Source organism: Streptococcus sp. 1621 (genome assembly GCF_013276615.1).
Lineage (GTDB): Bacteria > Bacillota > Bacilli > Lactobacillales > Streptococcaceae > Streptococcus.
This window is the reverse complement of sequence record NZ_VMLJ01000037.1, coordinates 1-24,591: the sequence shown is the minus strand read 5'-3', so window position 1 is coordinate 24,591 and position 24,591 is coordinate 1. Positions and strand designations below refer to the sequence as shown.

The 24,591-nt window shown below is 38.4% G+C and carries 26 protein-coding genes, 1 tRNA gene and 2 pseudogenes; 16 read left to right on the top strand and 13 right to left on the bottom strand.

Features of this window, described 5'->3' with window-relative positions:
• Positions 1-35: 35 nt before the first annotated feature.
• Entirely contained in the window at positions 36-887 is an 852-nt protein-coding gene (locus HT697_RS08590; RefSeq protein WP_050243183.1) for an Rgg/GadR/MutR family transcriptional regulator, read from the bottom strand.
• A gap of 487 nt (positions 888-1,374) precedes the next feature.
• Here HT697_RS08590 and HT697_RS08585 point away from each other — a divergent pair, with 487 nt between their 5' ends.
• Both HT697_RS08585 and HT697_RS08580 read left to right on the top strand, forming a co-directional pair.
• Entirely contained in the window at positions 1,375-1,938 is a 564-nt protein-coding gene (locus HT697_RS08585) for an ATP-binding cassette domain-containing protein (protein WP_226946486.1), read from the top strand.
• A gap of 91 nt (positions 1,939-2,029) precedes the next feature.
• Positions 2,030-2,200, top strand: coding sequence for a hypothetical protein (locus HT697_RS08580; protein WP_050243184.1), 171 nt, complete (start codon positions 2,030-2,032; stop codon positions 2,198-2,200).
• Positions 2,201-2,490: 290 nt separating this feature from the next.
• Here HT697_RS08580 and gdhA read toward each other — a convergent pair whose 3' ends face one another.
• On the bottom strand, positions 2,491-3,837 hold the full coding sequence (gene gdhA, locus HT697_RS08575) for an NADP-specific glutamate dehydrogenase (RefSeq protein WP_173219087.1): 1,347 nt from the start codon (positions 3,835-3,837) through the stop codon (positions 2,491-2,493).
• Positions 3,838-4,278: 441 nt separating this feature from the next.
• On the opposite strand from gdhA, the pseudogene HT697_RS08570 reads away from it, so the two are divergent.
• Positions 4,279-4,816, top strand: a pseudogene (locus tag HT697_RS08570) (transposase); the annotation flags it as partial.
• Between the two features lie 105 nt (positions 4,817-4,921).
• Here HT697_RS08570 and HT697_RS08565 read toward each other — a convergent pair.
• On the bottom strand, positions 4,922-6,133 hold the full coding sequence (locus HT697_RS08565; RefSeq protein ID WP_173219084.1) for a CAP domain-containing protein: 1,212 nt from the start codon (positions 6,131-6,133) through the stop codon (positions 4,922-4,924).
• 382 nt (positions 6,134-6,515) lie between these two features.
• On the opposite strand from HT697_RS08565, the gene HT697_RS08560 reads away from it, so the two are divergent.
• Entirely contained in the window at positions 6,516-7,913 is a 1,398-nt protein-coding gene (locus HT697_RS08560; protein WP_173219081.1) for an N-acetylmuramoyl-L-alanine amidase, read from the top strand.
• A gap of 157 nt (positions 7,914-8,070) precedes the next feature.
• Positions 8,071-8,553: pseudogene (locus HT697_RS08555) on the top strand (EfeM/EfeO family lipoprotein); the annotation flags it as partial.
• A gap of 114 nt (positions 8,554-8,667) precedes the next feature.
• Here HT697_RS08555 and HT697_RS08550 read toward each other — a convergent pair.
• The 4 genes from HT697_RS08550 to HT697_RS08535 form a co-directional block, all read right to left on the bottom strand.
• Positions 8,668-9,027 carry a type II toxin-antitoxin system RelE/ParE family toxin gene (locus HT697_RS08550; protein WP_173219078.1) on the bottom strand — a complete coding sequence of 120 codons (360 nt, stop codon included), beginning with the start codon at positions 9,025-9,027 and terminating at the stop codon, positions 8,668-8,670.
• Positions 9,017-9,301, bottom strand: a complete 285-nt coding sequence (locus tag HT697_RS08545) for a type II toxin-antitoxin system RelB/DinJ family antitoxin (protein ID WP_173214141.1) — start codon at positions 9,299-9,301, stop codon at positions 9,017-9,019. Before HT697_RS08545 ends, HT697_RS08550 begins: the two co-directional genes overlap by 11 nt.
• 177 nt (positions 9,302-9,478) lie before the next feature.
• Positions 9,479-9,721: a type B 50S ribosomal protein L31 gene (locus HT697_RS08540; protein ID WP_000710764.1), complete on the bottom strand. Its 243-nt coding sequence runs from the start codon at positions 9,719-9,721 to the stop codon at positions 9,479-9,481.
• Between the two features lie 95 nt (positions 9,722-9,816).
• A complete protein-coding gene (locus tag HT697_RS08535) occupies positions 9,817-10,752 on the bottom strand; it encodes a bifunctional oligoribonuclease/PAP phosphatase NrnA (protein ID WP_173219075.1) in 936 nt (311 codons plus the stop codon).
• A 103-nt stretch (positions 10,753-10,855) separates the two neighbouring features.
• Here HT697_RS08535 and HT697_RS08530 point away from each other — a divergent pair, with 103 nt between their 5' ends.
• The 6 genes from HT697_RS08530 to HT697_RS08505 all read left to right on the top strand — a co-directional run bounded on the left by HT697_RS08530 (position 10,856) and on the right by HT697_RS08505 (position 12,955).
• Positions 10,856-11,299, top strand: coding sequence for a flavodoxin (locus HT697_RS08530; RefSeq protein ID WP_001162128.1), 444 nt, complete (start codon positions 10,856-10,858; stop codon positions 11,297-11,299).
• Between the two features lie 115 nt (positions 11,300-11,414).
• Complete coding sequence (locus HT697_RS08525) at positions 11,415-11,681, top strand: chorismate mutase (protein WP_173219073.1); 267 nt, start codon at positions 11,415-11,417, stop codon at positions 11,679-11,681.
• Positions 11,678-12,052 (top strand): fluoride efflux transporter CrcB, encoded by a 375-nt coding sequence (gene crcB / locus HT697_RS08520; RefSeq protein WP_049524402.1) that lies wholly within the window; start codon positions 11,678-11,680, stop codon positions 12,050-12,052. Before HT697_RS08525 ends, crcB (HT697_RS08520) begins: the two co-directional genes overlap by 4 nt.
• Positions 12,046-12,375: a fluoride efflux transporter CrcB gene (gene crcB / locus HT697_RS08515; protein ID WP_173219070.1), complete on the top strand. Its 330-nt coding sequence runs from the start codon at positions 12,046-12,048 to the stop codon at positions 12,373-12,375. The genes crcB (HT697_RS08520) and crcB (HT697_RS08515) overlap by 7 nt, the downstream gene beginning before the upstream one ends.
• A gap of 118 nt (positions 12,376-12,493) precedes the next feature.
• Entirely contained in the window at positions 12,494-12,841 is a 348-nt protein-coding gene (gene rplS / locus HT697_RS08510; protein ID WP_001068669.1) for a 50S ribosomal protein L19, read from the top strand.
• Between the two features lie 42 nt (positions 12,842-12,883).
• Positions 12,884-12,955: transfer RNA gene (locus HT697_RS08505), tRNA-Arg, on the top strand.
• Between the two features lie 225 nt (positions 12,956-13,180).
• On the opposite strand, the gene HT697_RS08500 is transcribed toward HT697_RS08505, so the two are convergent.
• From HT697_RS08500 to HT697_RS08490, 3 genes are read right to left on the bottom strand one after another with little or no spacing between them, the layout of a single operon-like run.
• Positions 13,181-14,179 carry an SAP domain-containing protein gene (locus tag HT697_RS08500; RefSeq protein WP_173219067.1) on the bottom strand — a complete coding sequence of 333 codons (999 nt, stop codon included), beginning with the start codon at positions 14,177-14,179 and terminating at the stop codon, positions 13,181-13,183.
• A 42-nt stretch (positions 14,180-14,221) separates the two neighbouring features.
• Positions 14,222-15,028, bottom strand: a complete 807-nt coding sequence (gene yidA / locus HT697_RS08495) for a sugar-phosphatase (RefSeq protein WP_164226581.1) — start codon at positions 15,026-15,028, stop codon at positions 14,222-14,224.
• A 12-nt stretch (positions 15,029-15,040) separates the two neighbouring features.
• A complete protein-coding gene (locus HT697_RS08490; RefSeq protein WP_173262927.1) occupies positions 15,041-16,345 on the bottom strand; it encodes an HD domain-containing protein in 1,305 nt (434 codons plus the stop codon).
• A 71-nt stretch (positions 16,346-16,416) separates the two neighbouring features.
• Here HT697_RS08490 and HT697_RS08485 point away from each other — a divergent pair, with 71 nt between their 5' ends.
• From HT697_RS08485 to ffh, 3 genes are all read left to right on the top strand, one after another.
• Complete coding sequence (locus tag HT697_RS08485) at positions 16,417-16,794, top strand: DUF1934 domain-containing protein (protein WP_078156127.1); 378 nt, start codon at positions 16,417-16,419, stop codon at positions 16,792-16,794.
• 90 nt (positions 16,795-16,884) lie between these two features.
• The gene (locus HT697_RS08480; protein WP_033680400.1) at positions 16,885-17,217 is read left to right on the top strand and encodes a putative DNA-binding protein; all 333 of its coding nucleotides are present in this window, start codon (positions 16,885-16,887) and stop codon (positions 17,215-17,217) included.
• 11 nt (positions 17,218-17,228) lie between these two features.
• On the top strand, positions 17,229-18,800 hold the full coding sequence (gene ffh / locus HT697_RS08475) for a signal recognition particle protein (protein WP_000863622.1): 1,572 nt from the start codon (positions 17,229-17,231) through the stop codon (positions 18,798-18,800).
• Positions 18,801-19,000: 200 nt separating this feature from the next.
• On the opposite strand, the gene HT697_RS08470 is transcribed toward ffh, so the two are convergent.
• Positions 19,001-20,284, bottom strand: a complete 1,284-nt coding sequence (locus HT697_RS08470; RefSeq protein ID WP_060628761.1) for a solute carrier family 23 protein — start codon at positions 20,282-20,284, stop codon at positions 19,001-19,003.
• Positions 20,285-20,488: 204 nt separating this feature from the next.
• Positions 20,489-21,202 carry a 16S rRNA (guanine(527)-N(7))-methyltransferase RsmG gene (gene rsmG, locus HT697_RS08465; protein ID WP_166736722.1) on the bottom strand — a complete coding sequence of 238 codons (714 nt, stop codon included), beginning with the start codon at positions 21,200-21,202 and terminating at the stop codon, positions 20,489-20,491.
• Positions 21,203-21,295: 93 nt separating this feature from the next.
• On the opposite strand from rsmG, the gene HT697_RS08460 reads away from it, so the two are divergent.
• Both HT697_RS08460 and htpX read left to right on the top strand, forming a co-directional pair.
• Positions 21,296-21,856, top strand: coding sequence for a LemA family protein (locus HT697_RS08460; RefSeq protein ID WP_166736721.1), 561 nt, complete (start codon positions 21,296-21,298; stop codon positions 21,854-21,856).
• A gap of 1 nt (position 21,857) precedes the next feature.
• Positions 21,858-22,757, top strand: coding sequence for a zinc metalloprotease HtpX (gene htpX, locus HT697_RS08455; protein ID WP_166736720.1), 900 nt, complete (start codon positions 21,858-21,860; stop codon positions 22,755-22,757).
• 158 nt (positions 22,758-22,915) lie between these two features.
• Here the strand turns inward: htpX and HT697_RS08450 are convergent, their stop codons facing one another.
• Positions 22,916-24,433 (bottom strand): ATP-binding cassette domain-containing protein, encoded by a 1,518-nt coding sequence (locus HT697_RS08450; RefSeq protein ID WP_173262924.1) that lies wholly within the window; start codon positions 24,431-24,433, stop codon positions 22,916-22,918.
• Positions 24,434-24,591: the final 158 nt, after the last annotated feature.

Below are 24,591 nucleotides of genomic sequence, written 5' to 3'. Positions count from 1 at the left end.
CGACTAATTCGTTAAAATATAGAGAATAATTTCATTTATTTTTTATTTACTAGTTTATTAAAATGATCAGTATGGTGTAATCTTAACTTGTCTTCTCTTAAAATATCGAGAACTTGTATGGCCTGTTTCATTTTTTCAATTCCACTACTTAATTGGCGTTTAAATTCATAGTATCCAGTTGCATAGAGAAAAACTGTCTGTTCATAGAAGTTAAATTCATTATCTAATAATGTTTTTATCTCACTAATTAAATAGGAACAATTAGAAAATTTTTCCTCATCTATACTAAGAATTAAACAATTTATAGCAAGTTGAGTGACCATTCGTTTATTGGTTTTATTCAGAGAAGAGTAGATATAATTCTTTAACAATTCCTTTGTCAATAAGAAGTAGGAATTGTAGTTAATTGTTCGTGCACAGTTACCAAATATAATAATCTCATAGTAACCCCATTTTTCGACTTTAAAAAGATAGTCTGTCAGTTGAAGTAGTTCTTCATCTGATGGAATGATCCTCGAATCCATTGTGTGCAGAATGGATTTTACCATAGTTTTCTCTAAAGGATCTAGAGTGTAATTTGTAGTGTCAGATAGTAGGCACGCTATATTATCAATACTTTGTGATGAGTATTGTTTACGAATATATTGAACTAGGTTAGCAAATGATTCACTATTGGTGTAGTCATCATCGTGTAAAATAAGAAACTCATCTAGGGTAACGTGCAACTTGTCTAAAATATTGATTAGTCTAATACATGAGATTTCTGATTCTCCACGTTCGAATCGAGATATTTGAGATTTAGAAAGATGCTCGTCAGCAACAGAACATAAACTGATTTGTTTTCCTTTACGAACTTTTCTGAGTGTGATACCAAGTTTTGATTTCATAATTTTCCCGTTTTCCCAACAAAAAAGTAATTGATTCTTATTTATTGTACAATAAATAAAAACTGAAAGGAAGTCTAAATATGAAGAAAATTTTAAAAAATTCCCCAATTTTATTGTTGGTAATGGATATTATTATTGTCGGTGGATAAAATGTTTAGGTGTACACCTAAGAGTCTGGGACAAAAAGATTTTGATTTTAGGAATTCTTGATTATAAATTTTAAAAATCGATAGATTAGACAAAAAAGCGAATAAGACAGAATTCTGAGTGTCAGATAACTCGTTTTGTTAGCTTTTTATATTTAAGGTTAGACTTTTGTCCCAGACTCTTAGTACTGGTTGGAGGATACGATGAAAGATAGTATGGTTAATTATTGGTTAAATTATTTTCCGGAGTATAGTTTAGAAACGTTTGAAGTAGAATAGATATTAAGGGCCTATCTTTCTCTTATTCCAAAGACTCAGCTCCTGTAATAGAAAATTTAAATTTGACTATTGATTCAGGACAGAGAATTGCACTAGTCGGTCAACCGGGGTCAGGAAAAAGTACGTTATCAAAAATACCATCAGGATTATATAAGATTGATACAGGAAAAGTTTTATTTGATGGTGTAAATATTAATCAAATAGATAAAAAAATATTAAGTCAAAATTTAGGAGTAGTTCCACAGGATTCATTTTTATTGAACAGAAGTATTCTTGATAATATAACTTTAAAGCACGAAGTTACTTCACAAAAGATAGAGGAAGTTTGTAAAGCAGTTCAAATCTATGATGAAATCATGGCTATGCCGATGAAATTTAATACTATCATCTCAGAGATGGGTTCAAATATTTCAGGTATTCAAAGACAACGGATAGCACTGGCACGTGCATTAATAAATAATCCTAGTATTGTAATTTTAGATGAGGCAACTAGTGCATTAGACACTATTAATGAGGAAAGAATAACAAAGTATATAAAAAGTCAGGGCTGTACTCAAATAATTGTAGTTCACAGATTGTTATCGATTAAGGATGCGGGATATTATTTTTGTAATGAAAGGTGGTAAGATTGTTGAGTCAGGAAATCATAAGTACTTAATGGCTCTTGGTGGAGATGACTAGAGCTTATATACAAAAAGGAAATGAGGTGTACAGAAAATGAAGAAAGAAAATGAATATGTAATTTCAACAGCAGCCTCACTAGGGGTGATGATTGGAATAGTGTTTGCAATTTTTTTAGATTTTCCAGTTGAATATGGTATTTCTTTAGGCTTGTTGAATGGAATAGTATTGGGTTCGCTGATTGTTTACAAAAACAATAATAATTAAGCATAATTTTTTGCTGTAAACTAACGAGTAGAGATGGCTATAGTTGAAATTATAAATCTAACAAAAAACTTTAAAGATATTGAAGTTATTCATAACACTTCATTTTATTTAAATAATAGAGCGACTACATTAGTAGCTTAAAAACATGATTAAACCGTTATTCTTAGGACTAGCGGTTTTTATTTTTATGTGCCAGGGGGCAAAAAAGGGGGCGAGTAAGTAATTTTCCAACTGTTTAATTCAAGCTAAAAATCCCCAATCGTAGTGATTGAGGATTGAGCAAATAAATCTTAAACAATACCTTGGGCAATCATAGCGTTTGCTACATTTTCAAAGGCAGCAATGTTAGCTCCTGCAAGGTAGTCTTTATCAAGACCGTATGTTTCTGAAGTTGTTTTAGCTGTGTTGAAGATATTTGTCATGATGTCTTTGAGACGTCCATCAACTTCTTCACGAGTCCATGAGAGGCGAAGACTGTTTTGGCTCATTTCAAGGGCTGAAACGGCTACACCACCAGCATTGGCAGCTTTGGCAGGTCCGTAGAAGATACCATTTTCTTTGTAAACTTTGATAGCATCAAGGTCGCTTGGCATGTTGGCACCTTCAGATACACAGATAACGCCTTGAGCTACTATACGTTTAGCTGCTTCACCGTTGATTTCGTTTTGAGTAGCACATGGAAGAGCGATGTCATAGTTTCCAGCGTAAGTCCATACAGAACCTTCATGATAAGTAGCAGTTGCTTTCTCAGCTGCATACTCAGTCAAACGGGCGCGACGTTTTTCTTTAACATCAACCAAAAGATCAAAGTCGATACCATTTTCATCGATGACATAGCCATTTGAGTCAGATACAGAGATGACAGTAGCGCCGAGTTCAGTTGCTTTTTGAAGAGCATATTGAGCAACGTTACCAGAACCTGAAATGACCACTTTCTTACCAGCAAAGCTATTACCGTTAGCTTTGAGCATTTCTTCAGTGTAATAAACCAAACCGTAACCAGTTGCTTCTGGACGGATCAAGCTACCACCAAATCCAAGAGGTTTACCAGTCAAGACACCAGCATCAAATTGGTTAAGACGCTTGTATTGACCGTAAAGATAACCAATTTCACGTCCACCTACACCGATATCACCAGCAGGTACGTCAAGTGATGGCCCAATGTATTTTTGCAATTCAGTCATAAAGCTTTGGCAGAAGCGCATCACTTCAGCATCTGTTTTACCTTTAGGATCGAAGTCTGATCCACCTTTACCTCCACCGATAGGAAGTCCAGTTAAGACATTTTTAAAGATTTGTTCAAATCCGAGGAATTTCAAGATCCCTTGGTTTACAGTTGGGTGGAAACGAAGTCCGCCTTTGTATGGTCCAACAGCTGAGTTGAATTGAACACGGTAGCCACGGTTTACTTGAACTTTTCCATCACGGTCAACCCAAGGAACACGGAAAGAAATCACGCGCTCAGGCTCAGTAATACGTGCCAAGATATTTTCTTCGATATACTCAGGGTGTTTTTCAAATACAGGTTCTAAAGTGTTGAAAAATTCTTCAACAGCTTGGAGGAATTCAGCCTCGTGCCCGTTACGAGCTTTTACAGTTTCAAACACGCTTTGGATATATTCTTTAGCAGATGTCATATCGTTCTCCTTTTATTGTCATATTTTATTACATGAGTCATTATAGCAGAATTTTTTTTCACTGTAAAGAAAAAAACAGAAATTTTCTAAAAATTCTTTCAATTCAGTTTTTGGGATTTTTTGAAAATAGATAAAAAAACGAACCTTTTTTTGGAAATATCTTTCTCAAAGAGAAAATCTGAAAATATGCTATAAGAAAGGAAAATGTTTAGCAATTCAGAAATCACTTGTTAATTTATCCGTAATATGTTAGATTTGCCAGTAAAACTATGATCATTTTGGAGGAAAGCAATATTTACATCCCCTTATTCAGGGCAGGATTTTCTATACAAGTATAGATGTCTTGCTGGAGTTGGATCATGGAACCCAAGCGATTATTGAGATTTAGAACTATCATCAGAATTTTTTCATTAGACTTGTTCGGTAACCATACAGTACTATACTATCCATGAACAAGACCTAGAAAAAGTAGCTTTATTTCTTAAGAATTTTAATAGTTTAAAGCACCTAGCACCTGTTTATATTGATGAAACAGGATTCGATACTTATTTTTATCGAGAATATGGTCGCTCTTTAAAAGGTCAGATAATAAGAGGCAAAGTATCTGGAAGAAGATATCAGAGGATTTCTTTGGTTGCAGGATTAACAAATGAATGGTGAGTTAATCGCTCCAATGACCTACGAAGAGAGGATGACGAGCGACTTTTTTGAAGCATGGTTTCAGAAATTTCTCTTACCAACATTAAACAAACCATCAGTTATTATTATGGATAATACAAGATTCCATAGAATGGCTAAGATAGAAGTCTTGTGTGAAGAGTTTGGGCATAAATTTTTACCTCTTCCTCTCTACTCACCGGAGTACAATCCTATTGAGAAGACATGGGCTCATATCAAAAAGCACCTCAAAAAGGTATTACCAAGTTGCAATACCTTTTACGAGGCTCTTTTGTATTGTTCTTGTTTCAGTTTGTTATAAACGCCTAAGATAAGAGCTATACTAGGTAAATAAAAATCTCTATACTATCTGAAAGTGAAGATTACTCACTGTGAGATAGTATAGAGCCTTTTTGTTGTAGTTAAATTATCCTACCCACTCACCGTTGGCATTGACACGATAGCCATCAGGGGTCGTTGTATTGATTGCTAGGGCACCAGAGCTATAGGCATAGTACCATTTGCCAGATACTTTCATCCAGCCTGTTTTCATAGCACCTGAATCTTGAAGGTAGTACCAGCTACCATTATCTTTGAGCCAACCAGTCTTCATAGCGCCTGAACCGTCGAGATAGTACCAGCTACCGTCTTTCACCCAGCCTGTTTGCATCCAACCAGAGTTGTCAAAGCGATACCAAGTTCTATTTATTTTTTCCCATCCATTACTCGTGTATGAGCCGTCATTATGTTTAAACCACCAACGTCCGTTTGATCGAATCCAACTTCCGAAGTATTGGGAATGATTGAACCCATTTTTCTGACTTGAATTTGTATTTGCAGTTTTGGTTTTATGAGTTCCGATAGCCTTCAAGTCTTTGTCAAAAAGATTCGCCTTAGTCGCAAATGTTTGAGTCTGAGAAGAATTTGCTTCTGTATATTGAATGGCCTTTCCATAACCACCAGCTAATTCTTCAGAGCCACCAGATGCTGTTCCGAAACTTTGTGCAACGGTAATCCATCCATTTTGAGTGACAGGGTTTTCAAAGGCTGCAAGCCCCATATAGGTCAGCTTTGGATCAATTAAGGATTTATAGTGTCCAGTTTGACCTGTAACACTGACACCACTACGAGATTTAACATAATCGGCTTTTTCATCATACCATTGCTGGATGGCCTTCATAAATCCGTCATAGTTCCAAGCCAAATTTTCTGAAAGGGAGAAATTTCCTGTAGGCCAAGCGCTCCAAATGTTCTTACTAGACAAGCGTGTGTGATTAATGGTGATCGAAGCTTCTGCTGCACGAACAAAGGCAGTTTTTTCTAGTGCAGTTGACCATTTGATAGGAACATAGCTAGTAACTAGACCTTCGTCTGCTGCCTCTTTTCGAATGGCATTGATACGGTCTAAGATAGCCTGTTTATCTGGCGTTAAGAAAGTCCCTTCAATCCCAACTAGAGTAGTACCAGAAGAAGCACTAGTGACCTCAGAGTTTAAGATATTGTAGGATTGACCATTGATTGCTTGAGTGGAAACCAGCCTATCATTAGCAGCTACTGATTGTGATGTAAGAGTTCCAGCTCCTAACAAGGAAAGTACTAAAACTGTAGCAAGTGTGAACTTTTTAGTTTTATTGTTCATTTTGTGTCCTCCTATTTTTATTATAACATCTCTACTGGGCAGAGTAAACTAAAATTCGGTATAGCTAGGGACTAGATTTATTTTAAATTTAGATGTTTGCAAAAATTTTTCTTAAATTTGGTGTATAATATAAATAGATGATTTTAATGAATCTACTCGACTTGTTCGATAACGATCTGAAGCGAGATTAGGTGTTCAGAAATTGAATTTTTAAGGTTCCAACTTAGCCATACTTTTTAGGTTTCACATCTTTAAATAAGCTAAACACTCCATAATATCATATAAATTATAGTTTAGAGGATGTAGAACAACTCTTCTTTCATCAAGGAAGTAAAATAACTCAATAACACAGGGATTCCATTCCCCTAGAAAGGTTAAATAAATGAAATCATATAAGAAATTTACGATTCTTGCTCTAGCTCTTCTTGGATTTACTAGCCAAACAGTTCTAGCTAATGGTGCTAGTCATTCTACGAATAACTCTACCGGTAGTTCAGCTACTAGCTCTGCAAGTGATTCTCAAGCAGCTACAGAAAACCAGCCAACGACCCCTAGTTCGAGTGAGCAGGAGACAAAACCAACTCTTCCTACTGAGTCTAAGCTACAAACTGGTTGGGTAAAAGAAGATGGGAAGTGGACTTATTATAGTCAAACGGGTGTCAAATTTACAGATACTCTCTATGAGGGCTACCTATTTGATAAGAATGGTTACTTACTTGAAAATAGCTGGTATCAGATGGCTAACAAGTGGTACTACGCCAATGGCTCAGGAAAATATTTGTCTAACCAATGGAGTCAAATCAATGGTAAGTGGTATGCATTTGATCAAAATGGTACCATGATGGCTAATACCTGGAAGGGAAATTATTACCTGAAGTCTAGTGGGGCTATGGCAGATAAAGAATGGGTGTACGATCCTAACTACTCTAGCTGGTTTTATCTCAAGTCAGGTGGGCACTATGCTGAACAGCAATGGGTTGGCTCTTACTATCTGAAATTTGGTGGCTACATGGCTCACAAAGAGTGGCTTTATGATCAAGATTATCAAGCTTGGTATTATCTTAAAGAAGATGGCGTTTATGTCACTGGAACTTATACTATTGATGGAAGTAGTCATTTTTTCAAAGATAATGGTAAATGGGTGCAAGAACTTCCAAAAGGATTTGAAAAGGGGCGCTATAGTAAGACTATTTTCCTAGATCCTGGGCATGGTGGACGTGATTCGGGTGCTTACTATTATGGAATAGCTGAAAAAGATTTGAATCTACAGGTCTCTCGTAAATTACGGAAACGTTTAGAAGAATTGGGCTATACAGTTTTAACATCTCGTGATAGTGATGTGGATGTTGACTTTGTGACAGAGCGTTCTCGTATGGTAAATAAGACGAATGCAGACTTCTTTATTAGTATTCATTTTAACGCTACTGGGAATGACACAACACTGAATCTGGGAATACAGACTTATTCTTATAAGGAAGAAGTGGGTTATCCGAGCAAGATTAACCAGTACTGGCACAATAATCCAGACCGTATAAGTGAAAGTAATCGTTTGGCTGCTGACCTTCATTCATCTCTCTTGACCGAGACAGGAGCTAGAGATGCTGGACTTCTGCAAGCCACCTTCGCTGTTCTTCGTGAGACTGCGAAACCTGCTGTGTTATTAGAGTTGGGTTATATGGATAATTCAGAAGAAAACCAACGAATCCGTAGTGACCAATACCAAGATAAGTTGGTTGAAGGAATTATTAAAGGAATTCAAAAATATTACGCTGGAAATTAAGAAACTAGATCAAACTAAGCTTTGGAGATTGTCCTAGGCTTAGTTTTTTGCATTTGTAATGCTATTCATAACATTAAATTTTCTGAAAATTTATTGAAAACATGATATAATAAAACGTAAAATTAATTCAGGTTTCCTGGACCGATAGGAGTAAACAATGAAAAAACTAGGTTTTGTCCTTTTATCTTCAGTCTTGCTATTGACAGCATGTGCAGTCCGTTTTGAAAAATCAACCGAGACAAATGATTCATCTAAGGTGACAGCCTTGTCTGAAGACAAGCAGAAAATGCTTGATAAGGCCACTGCTGACTATAAGATTTTTGTGCAAGAGCAAATCGATAAACTGTTGACAGATACAGAAGGCTTTGTCAAACTGTTGAAAGAAGGTAAGTTAGAAGAAGCCAAAAAGGTTTATCCACTGATTCGTATGTCTTATGAGCGTTCAGAACCAATTGCCGAAAGTTTTGGTGAGTCAGATGTCAAGATTGACTTCCGTTTGGCAGACTATATGGACGAAAACAAGACAGAAGAAGGTTGGTCAGGTTTCCACCGTATCGAGCGTATCCTTTGGGAAGACAATACAACTAAAGGAACTGAAATCAAGATAAGGAAGAGTAAATCTGCACTAATAAAAAAAACTTTGTACTTTGGAAGCCATTGTGTGGCTAGCTAGAGTGCAAAGTTTTTTTATTTTTTAGTTAAAATGAAGACTGTGTTCCTTATAAGTACAAGGTTATTAAGAGAGTGGTGGACATTAAAATGATGATTTTGAGTTTTTGTTATTTTTGCTTTGGAGCAAGGTAACATAGTCACTTTTGGTGTGGAATAAGTGGGTAAGAAAAACAGTTCTTTGAGTTTGGTCGATAAAGTAAAGCAAGATATACTGACCGATAATTTTTCCTCGCGTAGGGTACTTACTGTTGATTTTTAGTCCTATTTTTTCATCTGCATCAAAGCCAGCTTCAGGAAAAGTTTCTAAACTTTTTAAGCCGTCTAAAATTTTGGCTACAGTATTCTTAGCCGACTGGGGTGATAAAAGAACAGTGCTGATGTAGTTATGGATACTGTCAATTGCCTGACTCACTTCAGTAGATAGAATCACTTTATAAATCATATCGTAGCCTCATGTCATCTAGGGGAGTTCCTTGTCCGGATTCATATTCTCTTAAGGCGCGTTCAGATTGGGCTTGTAGCTCCTGAATCAATCGTTCACGGTGTAAATCTTCTGCAGTTTTTATTGGCAAATCTTGTTCGAGAACAATCTGCTCGATAAAAAGACTAATAGCATCCGTCATAGTCATTCCTTTTTCCTTGATGATAGCTCTAGCTTGTTCCATTGATGACTCATTGATTTTAAAATTGTACTGTTTAGTAAGTGATGTCGTCATGGTATATCTCCAATCTATACTATATATAGCTAGTATATATCTTTTATATTTTTTAGGCAAGAGAAAACTTTGTACTCTAGAAACTACCGAGAGTGCAAAGTTTTTTGAGTCTGGAATATAAAAACAGCAGTTGATTTCAAGAAACAAAAAAGAACAGCCGAAGCTGTCTTTTTATCATTATTTGAGACCGTATTTTTTGTTGAAACGATCCACGCGTCCATCTGCTTGAGTGAACTTTTGACGTCCAGTGTAGAATGGGTGTGAGTCTGATGAAATTTCCACACGGATCAATGGGTAAGTTTCGCCTTCGAACTCAACTGTTTCGTTAGAGCGTTTTGTTGAACCGCTAAGGAATTGGTAACCAGTAGTTGTGTCCATGAAGACAACTGGGCGATATTCTGGATGGATATCTTTTTTCATTTTGCAATAGTTCCTTTCTGCCATGGTCTCTTTGCGAGCCATAGATTGTTACCATACTAGTCTATCAGATTCTGAAAAGTTTGGCAAGTATTTTATCAGTTTTTAAGCAAGTTTTTTAACTTTTGGTAGATGATTTCGTTTTCTTCTAAGCTATAGGAATTAGCACCACTTGCTAGAGGGTGGCCTCCACCATCATGTTCCTTGGCAATTTCATTGATAGGATGGATTTTACTGCGTAAGCGAACTCGGTAGTGGCCATCAGCCTGCTCCACAAAAATTCCCCAGAGACTAACACTGTCAATGCGTCCAGGTGCACCGACAATGGCTGCAGTTTCAGCATCGGTAACATTAAATTGTTTCAAGACTTCTTGACTCAGGATAACTCGCGCTGCACCATTTTCATCCACTTCCAGATGGTCATAGATGTAGCCTTGAAGTTTAGCAATTTTGTAGCTCATAGTGTCCATTTTGCGAGTGAGAGCCGCAAAGTCAAAGTTATGTTCTCTCAAATAAGCAGCCAGGCGAAGAGTCCGTGTAGTCGTAGAAGGATAAAGGAAGCGACCTGTATCACCAACAATTCCTGCAAAGAGCAACTCAGCAGCACGATCTGATAAGGCCAGTTGGGTTGTTTGGGCAAATAGGGTAATCATCTCGCTAGCACTGCTTGAACTAGTATCCACCCATGATAGGTCACCATATACATCATCATTTGGATGGTGGTCAATCTTAATGAGAAAATCACCTTGACTATAGCGCTTATCATCGATACGAGCGGTGTTAGCCGTATCACAGACGATGACAAGGGCTCCTTGGTAGGCACTATCTTCAACAGAATCCATTTCAGCCATCCAAGTAAGAGTTGGTTCATCAAAACCAACTGCTTTGATGGTTTTTTCTGGGAAATGATGTTTGAGAAGAACTTTCAATCCCACCTGACTTCCCAAGGCATCAGGGTCTGGTTTCATATGACGATGAATGATAATCGTGTCGTATTCTTTGATTTTTTCTAAAATTTGATGGCAAATGTCCATAAATGACCTCAATTCTTTCTTATTTCATTGTAGCACAAGAATTTTTATTTTTAAAATGAAAAAGATGTGATATAATGGAGAAAGATAAATTGAGGAGGACGATATGGCATTAGCAAAAATTGTATTTGCCAGTATGACCGGTAATACCGAAGAAATTGCAGATATTGTAGCAGACAAATTACGTGACTTGGGCTTGGATGTCGATGTTGATGAATGTACAACTGTTGACGCTTCAGACTTCCTGGAAGCAGACATCGCTATCGTTGCGACCTATACTTATGGTGATGGAGAATTGCCAGATGAGATGATGGACTTCTATGAAGACCTAGCAGACCTCAACTTGAATGGCAAAATCTACGGAGTGGTTGGCTCAGGTGACACCTTCTACGATGAATTCTGTAAGGCTGTCGATGACTTTGACCGTGTTTTTGTGTCAACAGGAGCAGAAAAAGGTTCAGAGTGTGTTAAAGTTGATCTTTCTGCTGAGGAAGAAGACATTGAACGCTTGGAACAATTCGCAGAAGAATTGGCTGCTAAAGTAGGATAAGCATAAACGTGCGCTGATGCAATCAATCAGTGCATTTTTCTTATCGTGAGTTGGAATTTTACTAGCCTATTTGCTGGCTTTTTGATACAATAATTCAAATAAAGGAGGAGACTGTATGGATTTAGATATTATTCGTCAAGAAATTGATCAAATCGACGACCAAATCGTCAAGCTCTTAGAAGAACGAATGCATTTGGTTGAGGGTGTAGTTGCTTATAAGAAGGCTTCAGGGAAACCGATTTTAGATACCAAGAGAGAAGCAGTTATTTTTGAAAAGGTCAGAAATCGTGTAGAGGACAAGCGCTATCAGGAGACTATTGTCTCGACTTTTTCGGACATACTCAAACGTTCGCGTGATTATCAGGATCAAAATATCAAATGAAAAAAGAACAATTTTATCCGCTAGGGATTTTTCTAGCTGCTATGTTGGGCGGACTTGTCCGCTACCTAGTTTCCACTTGGTTGCCAGCCAGTCCAGACTTTCCTTGGGGCACTCTCTTTGTCAACTATCTGGGAGTTTTCTGCCTGGTTTATCTTGTCAAGGGTTATCTGGTCTATAAGGGGACTAGTAAGGGCTTGGTTTTAGCACTAGGTACAGGTTTTTGCGGAGGTCTAACAACCTTTTCTAGTCTCATGCTTGATGCTGTGAAACTACTGGATACTGGGCGTTATCTTAGTTTAGTTATGTATTTGCTTTTGAGTATTGGTGGAGGTCTACTCTTGGCTTATTTTCTAGGGAGGAAGAAATGGTAATGGTCTATCTTGCAATTGCTTGTGGTTGCGGAGCTTTAGTGCGCTATTTCTTTTCCCGCTATAATCAATCTTCTAAATTGCCACTTGGAACGCTTATAGCAAATCTTTTAGGGTGTTTTTTGATTGGATTATTCTACAATCATGTGGAGTCTAAGGAAGTTTATGCTATTCTAGCAACAGGATTTTGTGGCGGTTTAACGACTTTCTCTACCTTGAATGACGAACTCCAAAGACTGTTAAGTGATAAGAAGGTATTTTATAGCTACCTAGCCTTAACCTACATAGGTGGTTTAGTTGCGATTTTTTTAGGAATTCTGCTATAAATTTCTTTACTTTTTTGTGGAAATTTGGTAAACTGTATCTTGTGTGTAATGGACGCACAAAAATACAGTTTATCCGCTGAGGAAGATTCCTCAAGATTGACAAAGATAGGAGAATAAAATGAATCCATTAATCCAAAGCTTGACTGAAGGTCAACTTCGTACAGATATCCCATCATTCCGTCCTGGTGACACTGTTCGTGTACACGCGAAAGTTGTCGAAGGTAACCGTGAACGTATCCAGATTTTTGAAGGTGTTGTTATCGCACGTAAAGGTGCTGGAATCTCAGAAAACTACACAGTTCGTAAAATCTCTAACGGTGTAGGTGTTGAGCGTATCTTCCCAATCCACACTCCACGTGTTGAAAAAATCGAAGTTGTTCGTTACGGTAAAGTACGTCGTGCGAAATTGTACTACTTGCGTGCTCTTCAAGGTAAAGCAGCTCGTATCAAAGAAATCCGTCGTTAATTCGACTAAAAAACTCTGCTTTTTCAGCAGAGTTTTTATCTAGCCCCCTTAGTTCAATGGATATAACAACTCCCTCCTAAGGAGTAGTTGCAGGTTCGATTCCTGCAGGGGGCATGTAATTAGATATCAAAGAAGTTTGTCAAAAAGTCTTTGATATTAAAAGAACGCATAATATAGGGGATTTATGTACTGACCCCCAAAAGTTAGATTTTTTCTGTCTAACTTTTGGGGTGCAGTTCATTATCTCCATAATATTATGCGTTTTATTATTGAAAAATTTGGGCAATCATCAGATAAAATTGAGACTATATCGAGTATATAAATGTTTGTATAATCAATTTATTCAAAATCGTCAAGTTCTAAATTATTTAAAGGACTATAACATTCATATTTCTTTAAGTAATTGTTTATTTCTTCAGCAGTAGAACAAGGTAAATTAACTCTTAAATAGTCAATATCTTCTTTAGATAAAAAATGATTTGCATTCAAAATTGAGAAGCGAAATAATGCTTCATCAAAAGCAAAATCATAATCGTCATCAGATAATGATTCCATTAATGTTTGAATATGTTTTAGTGAGTAGTCAGGTATCGAATCGGGATAATATACTGGATAATCAGTGACTGAAAAATTGTTTTCTAATCCTGAACTAGTAATTATCAAAGATTCTATGTAATATATTAAAGAATGTTTAATATTACCTTCTTGTTCCAAATGTCTTCCTTGAGCCTTTCGTGTGTTAGATAAACATCCAAAATCTCCTGATACAGTATTCCTATGAGCTTGTTTATTTAAAAGACTCCATTTTATATCACCAAAAGTTGCTTTAAAAGAGATATTATTTTTTTCTTTACAATAATCTTCCATAGTTATGTCTTTATCATAGTATGCTTTGATATAGTCACTATGTTCGATAATAAGATTTTGTGCTTCTTTTGTTAGTTTAAATTCGAACGGAATATCTAATTTGTCAACGTTGATATTATTAATTATTCTTGTAATTAATTCTGCTTTTTTTCCAGAAGTAGGTAAATTATGTTTAGATAATATAGTTTTTAATTCTACTACTTTAAGATATGATAAAGTCTTATTTTTAGTGAAGTATCCTAATTTGTATAATTGATTGTGTGTAGATTCAGGGTCAATTTGAAGAGAGTATTTAAAATATCTTGGGAAATTATAATTTCTCCCTGTTTTTTGAGTCCAATCTATGAGTATGAGTTGCCCAGGAGTAAGGCCGCACTCTAATTTGTTTAGGTAAAAATTGTTACAATCAGAATTTGTGTCTCTATTATGATTATTTTGTTTTAAATTAAATAGTTTGCTAAAAAAATTCATTGGATTATATTGCTAATCAATTCTTATTGAAAAATGATACTTTTACAGTACCCATGTACGGATAGCATGGGCTACGCCGGATTCATCGTTAGATTTAGTGATGTATTTGGCGATTTTTTTGATTTCTGGATTTCCGTTTTCCATGACTACAGGGTTGCCAACGACTTCCAGCATGGCACGATCATTTTCTTCGTCACCGATAGCCATGGTTTCATCTTTGGTCAATTCGAGTTTTTCAGCTAAATGAGTAATAGCTGAACCCTTATCTACATTCTTTTTAAGGAGTTCGAGGTAGAAAGGAGCAGATTTGTTAATAGAGTAGCGTTCGTAAAATTCTGCTGGAATTTTTTCAATGGCAGCATCGAGAATTTCTGGTTCATCGATAAACATACATTTAACGATTTCCTTGTCAGCCATTTCTTCAGGTGTGCGGTAGAAGATTGGCATGCTGACGAGGGTTGATTCGTGCACAGTGTATTTTCCGATATTGCGATTGGCAGTGTAGATACCGTCCTTGGTAATGGCATGCATGTGGACACCGAGCTTGCGACTGAGGAATTCCATATCCAGATAATCCTCATAAGACAAAGATTCGCTGATAATCTCATGGCCTGTAGCAGTTTCTTGGACAAGGGCACCATTGAAGGTCACGACATAGTCGCCTTCATCTCTCAACTGCAAGTCATCCAGAAGTTTGGCAACACCTGCGATAGGGCGGCCTGTTGTAATGACGACTTTGACACCAGCTTCTTTGGCATCTTGGATGGCAGAAAAGACTTCAGGAGTAATCTCCTTTTGGCTATTGACTAGGGTTCCGTCAATATCGACGGCGATTAGTTTAATACTCATAAATTTCCTCTTTTAGTTTTTATTTGGGGTAAAATGATCGTTCTCAATCAAGTGTAAAAATTGCTGGGTAATGCTTGCAAAGATGCTGTTTTGGTCCAACATTTCTTTCGGAAAATAGAAACGATTATCTCCGTGACGACTACCAGCAAGGGATTGGACGATAGGAGACAGGCTAGAGAGCTCTGCCAGTTGACCATTCTTTTGTAAAATCTCAATCTGTGTTCGTGGATTTTCAGATTCGGGACGATAGATATCATAAGGGAGGTCAAAGTTCTTATGAATGGCAGTATAGTAGTCGGGATCAAAGCCAATGTCCTCAACCAATTTTCTCATGCTGGCGAGCTGGTCTTGGTCTTCTTGTGAAAAAGTAATGGATTTAAAGACCTTGCGGTTGACAAAGCGTTGCGACAAGTCTGCAAGAATCTTATCAGGACTGGTCATCCAGAGCTGGAAGTAGGTATTCATCACACCATCATCCAGAGCTAGATAATCAGACAAGGTCACATTTTTTTCAAAGAAAGGCAGGAGATGTGGAGATGTTCGTGCAAAGAAGTCCTTGTCTTTAGGATAGAGTTCCTTGGCGCGTTTGAGGAGATTCTGTAGGAGAACTTCCATGGCGCGTGTTGCTGGGTGGAAATAGACCTGCATATACATCTGGTAGCGACTGAGGACATAGTCTTCGATGGCGTGCATGCCATTGCGCTGAAAGGCGATACCATTTTCGACAGGACGAATGACACGCAAGATCCGAGTCAGGTCAAATTCTCCATAGGATGCTCCTGTAAAATAGGAGTCGCGCAAGAGATAGTCCATGCGGTCTGCATCAATCTGACTAGAAATGAGTTGCACAACCTGCTTGTTAGGGTAGGTATGGTCTATGACACTTGCAATCTTTTCTGGAAAATCTGGCGCCACTTGTAGCAGGACTTGGTGAATCTCCGTTTCAGGACTTTGAATAATCTCTTGAGTAATGGCTTCGTGGTCTGTATCAAAGAGATGTTCAAAAGTATGGGAGTAGGCACCGTGTCCAAGGTCATGTAGGAGAGCAGCAGTCATGGTCAAGAGAGACTCGGCAGGATTCCATTCTTCAGGATATTTTTCTTCAAAAATCTCTGTGATGCGACGAGCAATCTCATAGACTCCAAGACAATGGGAGAAGCGACTGTGTTCTCCACCGTGGAAGGTATAACTGGAAGTTCCCAGTTGCTTAATACGGCGCAAGCGTTGAAATTCTTTTGTATTGATTAAGTCATAGATGATTTGATTATTGACATGGATGTAGTTGTGAACTGGGTCACGGAATACTTTTTCGTTCATATGACCATTATAGCAAAAAGCTAGAGTTTTTGGTAAAATAGTAGGACAAGAGACAAGAAAGAGGACTTGATGTGAAGATTCGGATGCGAAATACGATTCAGTTTGATGAGCAGTTGGAAGTGATTGACCAACTTTATGACGTGGAAGTGCATGAAAAGGGAGATTATAGCTACCTGCTTTTCTATAATGAGGAAAAGGAAAAAGTAGTGATTAAATTCCATGGTCAAGAACTGGTGATGAGCCGTTTTTCAAATCCCAAGACCATTATGCGCTTTCTAAAGGATAGTGATAGTTTAGCCTACATTCCTACACCAATGGGCATGCAGGAATTTGTTATCCAAACCAGTCGCTATGAAGTTGATGGGCAAAAGATTGAACTAGATTATCAACTACAAAATCAAGAGGGACATCCCTTTGCCAGCTATCAATTGGAAATTACTTGGGGCTAGGCTTATGTCTTTTTCAAATTTACCTGGCTATCTTCTCGGATTGGCTTCCTAATGTGGTAGATTAGGCTAATTTTTGGTATAATAAAAGTTATGGAAATCGAAAAAACCAATCGTATGAATGCGCTCTTTGAATTTTATGCGGCGCTGTTGACAGACAAGCAAATGAATTATATAGAGCTCTACTACGCTGATGATTACAGTCTTGCTGAGATTGCCGAGGAATTCGGTGTCAGTCGTCAGGCTGTCTATGATAATATCAAGCGGACAGAAAAGATTCTGGAAGATTATGAGATGAAATTGCACATGTACTCGGACTACATTGTCCGTAGTCAGATTTTTGACCAGATTTTGGAGCAGTATCCCAATGATGACTTTCTGCAAAAGCAGATAGAAATTTTAACAAGCATTGATAATAGAGAATAAGAGGAAGAAAAATGGCATTTGAAAGTTTAACAGAACGTTTACAGAACGTCTTTAAAAATTTACGTAAAAAAGGAAAAATATCTGAATCTGATGTCCAAGAGGCAACCAAAGAAATTCGCTTGGCCTTGCTTGAGGCCGACGTTGCCTTGCCTGTTGTAAAGGACTTTATCAAGAAAGTTCGTGAACGTGCTGTCGGCCATGAGGTCATTGATACCCTTAATCCTGCGCAACAAATTATTAAAATCGTTGATGAGGAACTGACAGCTGTTTTAGGTTCTGATACGGCAGAAATTATCAAGTCACCTAAGATTCCTACAATCATCATGATGGTCGGTTTGCAGGGGGCTGGTAAAACAACCTTTGCTGGTAAATTGGCCAACAAACTCAAGAAGGAAGAAAATGCCCGTCCTTTGATGATTGCGGCGGATATTTACCGTCCTGCTGCCATTGATCAGCTTAAGACCTTGGGACAACAGATTGATGTTCCTGTCTTCGCTCTTGGGACAGAGGTTCCAGCTGTTGAGATTGTACGTCAAGGTTTGGAACAAGCCCAAGCCAATCATAACGACTATGTCTTGATTGATACGGCAGGTCGTTTGCAGATTGATGAGCTTTTGATGAATGAACTTCGTGACGTGAAAGCCTTGGCTCAACCAAACGAAATTCTCCTCGTGGTTGATGCCATGATTGGTCAAGAAGCAGCCAATGTTGCGCGTGAGTTTAATGCTCAGTTAGAAGTAACTGGGGTTATCCTTACCAAGATTGATGGGGACACTCGTGGTGGTGCTGCTCTATCTGTTCGTCACATTACAGGAAAACCAATCAAGTTCACTGGTACAGGTGAAAAGATTACGGACATTGAAACCTTCCACCCAGATCGCATGTCTAGCCGTATCCTTGGTATGGGGGATATGCTCACTTTGATTGAGAAAGCTTCTCAAGAATACGATGAGCAAAAAGCCCTTGAAATGGCTGAGAAGATGCGCGAAAACACCTTTGATTTCAATGATTTTATTGATCAGTTGGATCAGGTACAAAACATGGGACCGATGGAAGACTTGCTCAAGATGATTCCAGGTATGGCTAACAATCCAGCCCTTCAAAACATGAAGGTAGATGAGCGTCAGATTGCTCGTAAACGTGCTATTGTGTCTTCCATGACACCTGAAGAACGTGAAAACCCAGATTTGCTAAATCCAAGCCGTCGACGTCGTATCGCAGCTGGTTCTGGGAATACATTTGTCGAAGTTAATAAATTCATCAAAGACTTTAACCAGGCTAAACAACTCATGCAAGGAGTTATGTCTGGGGATATGAACAAAATGATGAAGCAAATGGGGATCAATCCAAACAACCTTCCTAAAAATATGCCAAATATGGGAGGAATGGATATGTCTGCCCTTGAAGGTATGATGGGACAAGGTGGTATGCCTGACTTGTCAGCTCTCGGAGGAGCAGGAATGCCAGATATGAGCCAGATGTTTGGTGGCGGACTCAAAGGTAAAATCGGTGAATTTGCCATGAAACAGTCTATGAAACGCATGGCTAACAAAATGAAAAAAGCGAAGAAGAAACGTAAGTAAGACAAAGGAAGGCCGCAGGGCTTTCCTTTTTCAGAAAGAAGAAAAATGAGCACTTCCGTAATTGGAAATGCTCGTTTTTGATGTGTTTAGACTCTTATACTCAATGAAAATCAAAGAGCAAACTAGGAAACTAGCCGCAGGCTGTACTTGAGTACGGCAAGGCGACGTTGACGTGGTTTGAATTTGATTTTCGAAGAGTATTAGTCTTTATTCTCGTATGGCAAGATTAAGTTCAAGATGATTCCTGTCATGGCTGATAGGGCAGTTCCTGAAAGGGTAACTGGACCGAGTTTAAGGATAGCTCCTCCAAGTCCAAGGACCAACATAGCACTTGCGATGATGAGGTTACGCATTTGAGCGAAATCAACACGTTCTTTAATCAAGACTTTCAAACCGTTGCTGGCGATAACTCCATAGAGAAGGATTGACATACCACCAAGTACAGCGTTTGGAATTGTTGAAATCAAGGCAGTGAATTTACCAAGGAAGCTAAGGGCAATCGCGATGAAGGCAGCGTTACGGATAACTGAGACAGAAGCGATACGAGTCATACCGATAACCCCTGTGTTTTCTCCATAAGTTGTATTGGCTGGTCCACCAAGGAAGGCAGAAACAGAAGTTGCGATACCGTCACCAAGAAGAGTACGGTGAAGACCTGGTTCTTTCAAGAATTGACGACCACAGATTTGACCCAAAACAGTATGGTCACCGATATGTTCAGAAATTGTTACGATAGCGATTGGCAAGATGGCGATGGTTTCTGGACCAAAGTAAAGATTGTATTCTTTAAAGGCACCACCTGTGCTAAATGGCAAGTAGAAACCAGGAATTTCGAACCAGTTGGCTTTAAGAACTGGTGTAAAGTCAACCAAGCCAAGAGTTAGTGCGAAGAGGTAACCACCGATAATGGCAAATAGGAATGGAATGATTCGTAGGAAGCCTTTTCCTTTTGTATTGATAAAGGCAGCAATCAAGAAAGTAACAACTGCTACAAGAGCATTTTTCCAATTTCCATCAGCTACAAGACCAGCATTGGTAACAGCTGAACCTGCAAGTCCAAGACCGATAACGATGATCATAGGTCCTATGATGATTGGTGGCAAGAGTTTATCAATCCATTTTGTACCTGCAAAACGAACACCAGCAGCCACAAGGACATAGACCAAACCAGTCAAGATAACCCCTGTTTGGGCAGCAGATACATCACCACCCATTTCTTTCATAGCAAGTGACATAGCTGTGATAAAGGCAAATGAAGAACCTAGATAAACTGGAACTTTAAATCCAGTTGAAATCATGTAGATGAGTGTTCCAACACCTGAAGCAAAAAGGGCAACAGATACAGGCATTCCTAAAATCAAGGGTACCAAGATGGTCGCACCAAACATGGCGAAAACGTGTTGGAAACTAAGGAGAATTCCTTTTCCAGCCGAAGGACGTTGGTCAACGTCTAGTAACAAATCAACAGTTGATTCTTGTTTCATATAAACCTCACTTTTGGGCATCAAAAAAGAGCCCATTATTTTACAGCAATAGGCCCTCAGAGTAAGACTTCTTTAAAATCTAGACTTTAAAGAGTTTTAAATATTTCTGCGTCTTCGTCACCTCACGGGATGACATTAAAAACCTTTGCTTGTGATAGTATAGCAAAAATTACAAACTTTGTAAATATTTTTTTACTTAAAAATTTAAAGCGGGCGTTTATTTGGCATGCCAGCCTTACGTGGGTATTTATTTGGTGTTTCCTTTTTCTTTTCTACCACTGTGATGTAGCGCGGATCTCCATTCGGTAGGGCGTAGCTGAGATTGTCTTCGAGCTTACTAAAAAGGAGGTTGAGGGCATTCTTAGCTTCTAATAACTCCTCAGGAGCATTGCTGGCTTTTAGTGCTAATAGTTTTCCTCCGACTTTAAGATAGGGAATGGTTAATTCTGATAAAATCTGCATACGAGCTACAGCACGGGCAGTTACCAAATCAAACTGAGCACGAAAGTTTTTATCTTGGGCAAAATCTTCTGCACGACCGTGGTAGAAATGAACACCGTCCAAATCTAGTTCTTGAGCCAACAGTTGGAGGAAGTTGATGCGCTTATTTAGAGAATCAATAATAGTCACATCTAGCTGAGGATAGAGGATTTTCATAGGTAGACTAGGAAATCCTGCCCCGGCTCCAATATCAAGAAGTTTGATAGTTTCATTGGGAATCAAACCTTGAAGAATGGGTGCAATCGAATCGTAAAAATGTTTGAGATAAACTTCATCCTTGTCTGTAATAGCTGTTAGATTAATTTTTTCATTCCACTCGACCAAGAGTTCAAAATAACGATCAAATTGCTTTTTTTGCTGGTCCGAAAGTGAAAGATTTTGCTCGGAAAGCAAGTTGTAAAATGTTTCTGGTTTCATAGTGTTTTCCTTCTTTAGTATCATCTTATTTTACCACAATCATTAAAAATTTGATATACTGGTACTAATCTAAAAGCAGAAAGGACTTATATCATGACTTGGATTATTCTTGGAGTTTTGGCTCTTATTGTTATTTTTGTGATTGTTAGCTATAACGGTTTGGTTAAGAATCGTATGCAAACAAAGGAGGCTTGGAGTCAGATTGATGTTCAGTTGAAACGTCGAAATAACCTTTTGCCAAACTTGATTGAAACTGTAAAAGGTTATGCCAAATATGAAGGTTCTACCCTTGAAAAGGTGGCAGAACTGCGTAACCAAGTGGCAGCAGCGACTTCACCAGCAGAAGCTATGAAAGCTAGTGATGCCCTCACTCGTCAGGTTTCAGGTATTTTTGCAGTTGCAGAAAGCTATCCAGATTTGAAAGCTAGTGCCAACTTTGTTAAATTGCAAGAGGAGTTGACAAACACAGAAAATAAAATTTCTTACTCTCGTCAACTCTACAACAGTGTTGTCAGCAACTACAATGTAAAATTAGAAACTTTCCCAAGCAATATTATCGCTGGAATGTTTGGATTTAAAGCAGCAGATTTCCTTCAAACTCCAGAAGAGGAAAAGGCAGTTCCTAAAGTTGATTTTAGCGGTTTAGGTGACTAAGATGTTGTTTGATCAAATTGCAAGCAATAAACGAAAAACCTGGATTTTGTTGCTGGTATTTTTCCTACTCTTAGCTCTTGTTGGCTATGCGGTTGGTTACCTCTTTATGAGGTCTGGGCTTGGCGGTTTGGTTATCGCTCTGATTATCGGCTTTATCTATGCCTTATCCATGATTTTTCAATCGACAGAGATTGTCATGTCCATGAATGGGGCGCGTGAGGTTGATGAGCAAACGGCACCAGACCTCTACCATGTAGTGGAAGATATGGCTATGGTGGCTCAGATTCCTATGCCTCGTGTTTTCATCATTGATGATCCAGCCTTAAATGCCTTTGCGACAGGTTCTAACCCTCAAAACGCAGCGGTTGCTGCGACGTCAGGTCTCCTAGCTATCATGAATCGTGAAGAACTAGAAGCTGTTATGGGACATGAAGTCAGTCATATCCGTAACTACGATATTCGTATTTCGACTATTGCTGTTGCCCTGGCCAGTGCTATCACTATGCTTTCTAGTATGGCAGGTCGTATGATGTGGTGGGGTGGTGCAGGTCGCAGACGAAGTGACGATGATAGAGATGGAAATGGTCTTGAAATCATTATGCTAGTGGTTTCCCTACTAGCTATTGTGCTGGCACCTCTCGCTGCAACCTTGGTGCAACTCGCTATTTCTCGTCAGAGGGAATTCCTAGCTGATGCTTCCAGTGTCGAGTTGACTCGCAATCCACAAGGGATGATAAATGCTCTAGGTAAGTTGGATAATAGTAAACCGATGAGTCGTCCTGTCGATGATGCCAGCAGTGCACTTTATATCAATGATCCCAAGAAAGGGGGAGGGTTCCAAAAACTCTTTTACACCCACCCACCTATCTCAGAACGGATTGAACGTTTAAAACATATGTAAAATGAAGGCTGGGAAAAAGCCTTTAAAATCTGAAAAACGCATAATATCAGGTGTGCAAATCTTGATATTATGCGTTTTATTATGGGAAGATTTACTTTTTCTTCTCCTAAAATTGTGTTTTTGCCCCACCTATCTGCTATGTTGCAAATTTATAAATCTTATAAATTAACTACCTCCAGACCGTGTTCTGTTAAGCGATAGATGATTGAACAGACCTCTTTTAAGAAACGCCTGTCATGCGAAACAGTGATGAGTCCGCCTGGATACGTAGCAAAGAGTTTTCTAATTTGGGGTTGAGAAGTGGGAGAAAAGTTTCGTGTGGGTTCATCCAGCAGGAGAAAGTTTGGTTTGCGCAAGACTAAATCCAAAAGCAGGAGTTTACCCTGTTGCCCGCCAGATAAGGAGCGAATTTGATGCTGCATTTCTGGATAACTGAAATTGAGACTGGCTAAGTGAGATTGGATTTTCTGCAGTTCCTCTTTTTCTCCAGTTTTGCTGAGGTAGGCTATTGGTGATAAATCTAATTGCAGTTTTTTGTGGTAATCTTGTGGCATATAACCAAGTAAAATCTCTCTTTTTTGACTTAGCAGTTGTTGCAACTTTGATAACAGAGTTGATTTCCCCATACCATTTGGGCCGATGATACCGATTTTTTCTTGTCCACGGACAGTTAGTTGTAGTTCCTGAGCCAAAACACGGTCGTCAATGGACAAATTTTCTTTTTCCAGTTGGATTAAGACTTTAGATGCTGATAATGGCTGTATATCTGAGAAAAAAAGTCTAATTTCTTCCTCTTCAAGTGGTTTTTGGGTCATGGACTGAGCTGTCTTTTCAAAGCGTTTTTCTTGAGAGAGGACAGTTTTCATCTTTTTAGCCAATAGGCGACCGGCAGTACTGTCTTTAGTAGCTCGAAGCGCAGTTTCTACATTTTGCTTGACTCGACGATGTTTTTCCATGGTTTTGTCATAGGCTCTTTGGTCATTAGCAGCTTGCTGACTTTGTCTGGCAAAATTAGCCTTTCTCTGCTCACTATAGCGATAATAGTCTAAATGCTCTACTAGCGTTTCTGCTTCTTTACGGTGCTTGACCAGTCGCAAGTGAACAATAGTGTCTGCCGTTTGAGAAAGAAAGTCTTCATCATGGGAAATGAAAATAACGGTTTGCCTCATCTTCTGTATCTGTCTTTTTAGCCAATCAACCGTCTCAAGGTCTAGGTCATTTGAAGGTTCATCTAAAAATAGAATCTCAAAGGGTTTGGCTAACTCATGGATGAGCTGAATTTTCAAAGCTTCGCCCCCTGATAGACTGCCAATCTCTTGGTTGCTAGCGAATCGATTGCTATCAAAATGCAATTCCTCAGCCAAACGATAGAGGATACTGTAGTCTAAATCAAGAGAATCTAAAAAGAAGTAGTCGTGTAGAGTTTTCTTTTTCAGGTTCTCGGGGAGTTTTTGAGGAATGTAGGCTATTGATTGATAATAAGATTGAATGTCTCCCCTGATAGTGAAATCAGGCAAAGCTTCCCCCATTAAAGTTTTAAGCAAGGTTGATTTGCCATTTCCTTCTTCACCAATAATAGCAACCTTTTCCCCGTCTTGGATAGTCATGGTTAGGTCAGATACAAGATCTCGTAGATCTTTGTTTTGAGTGATGGTTAGATGATTGATTTTTATCATATTGTTGCCCTTTCTAGAATATCAATAGTGCATAACAAAAAGCTCTACTTTATCTAGTAGAGCCAATGTCTATGTCAAAAAAACTCTATTAATACTCTTCGAAAATCTCTTCAAACCACGTCAGCGTCGCCTTACCGTATAGATATATGTAACTGACT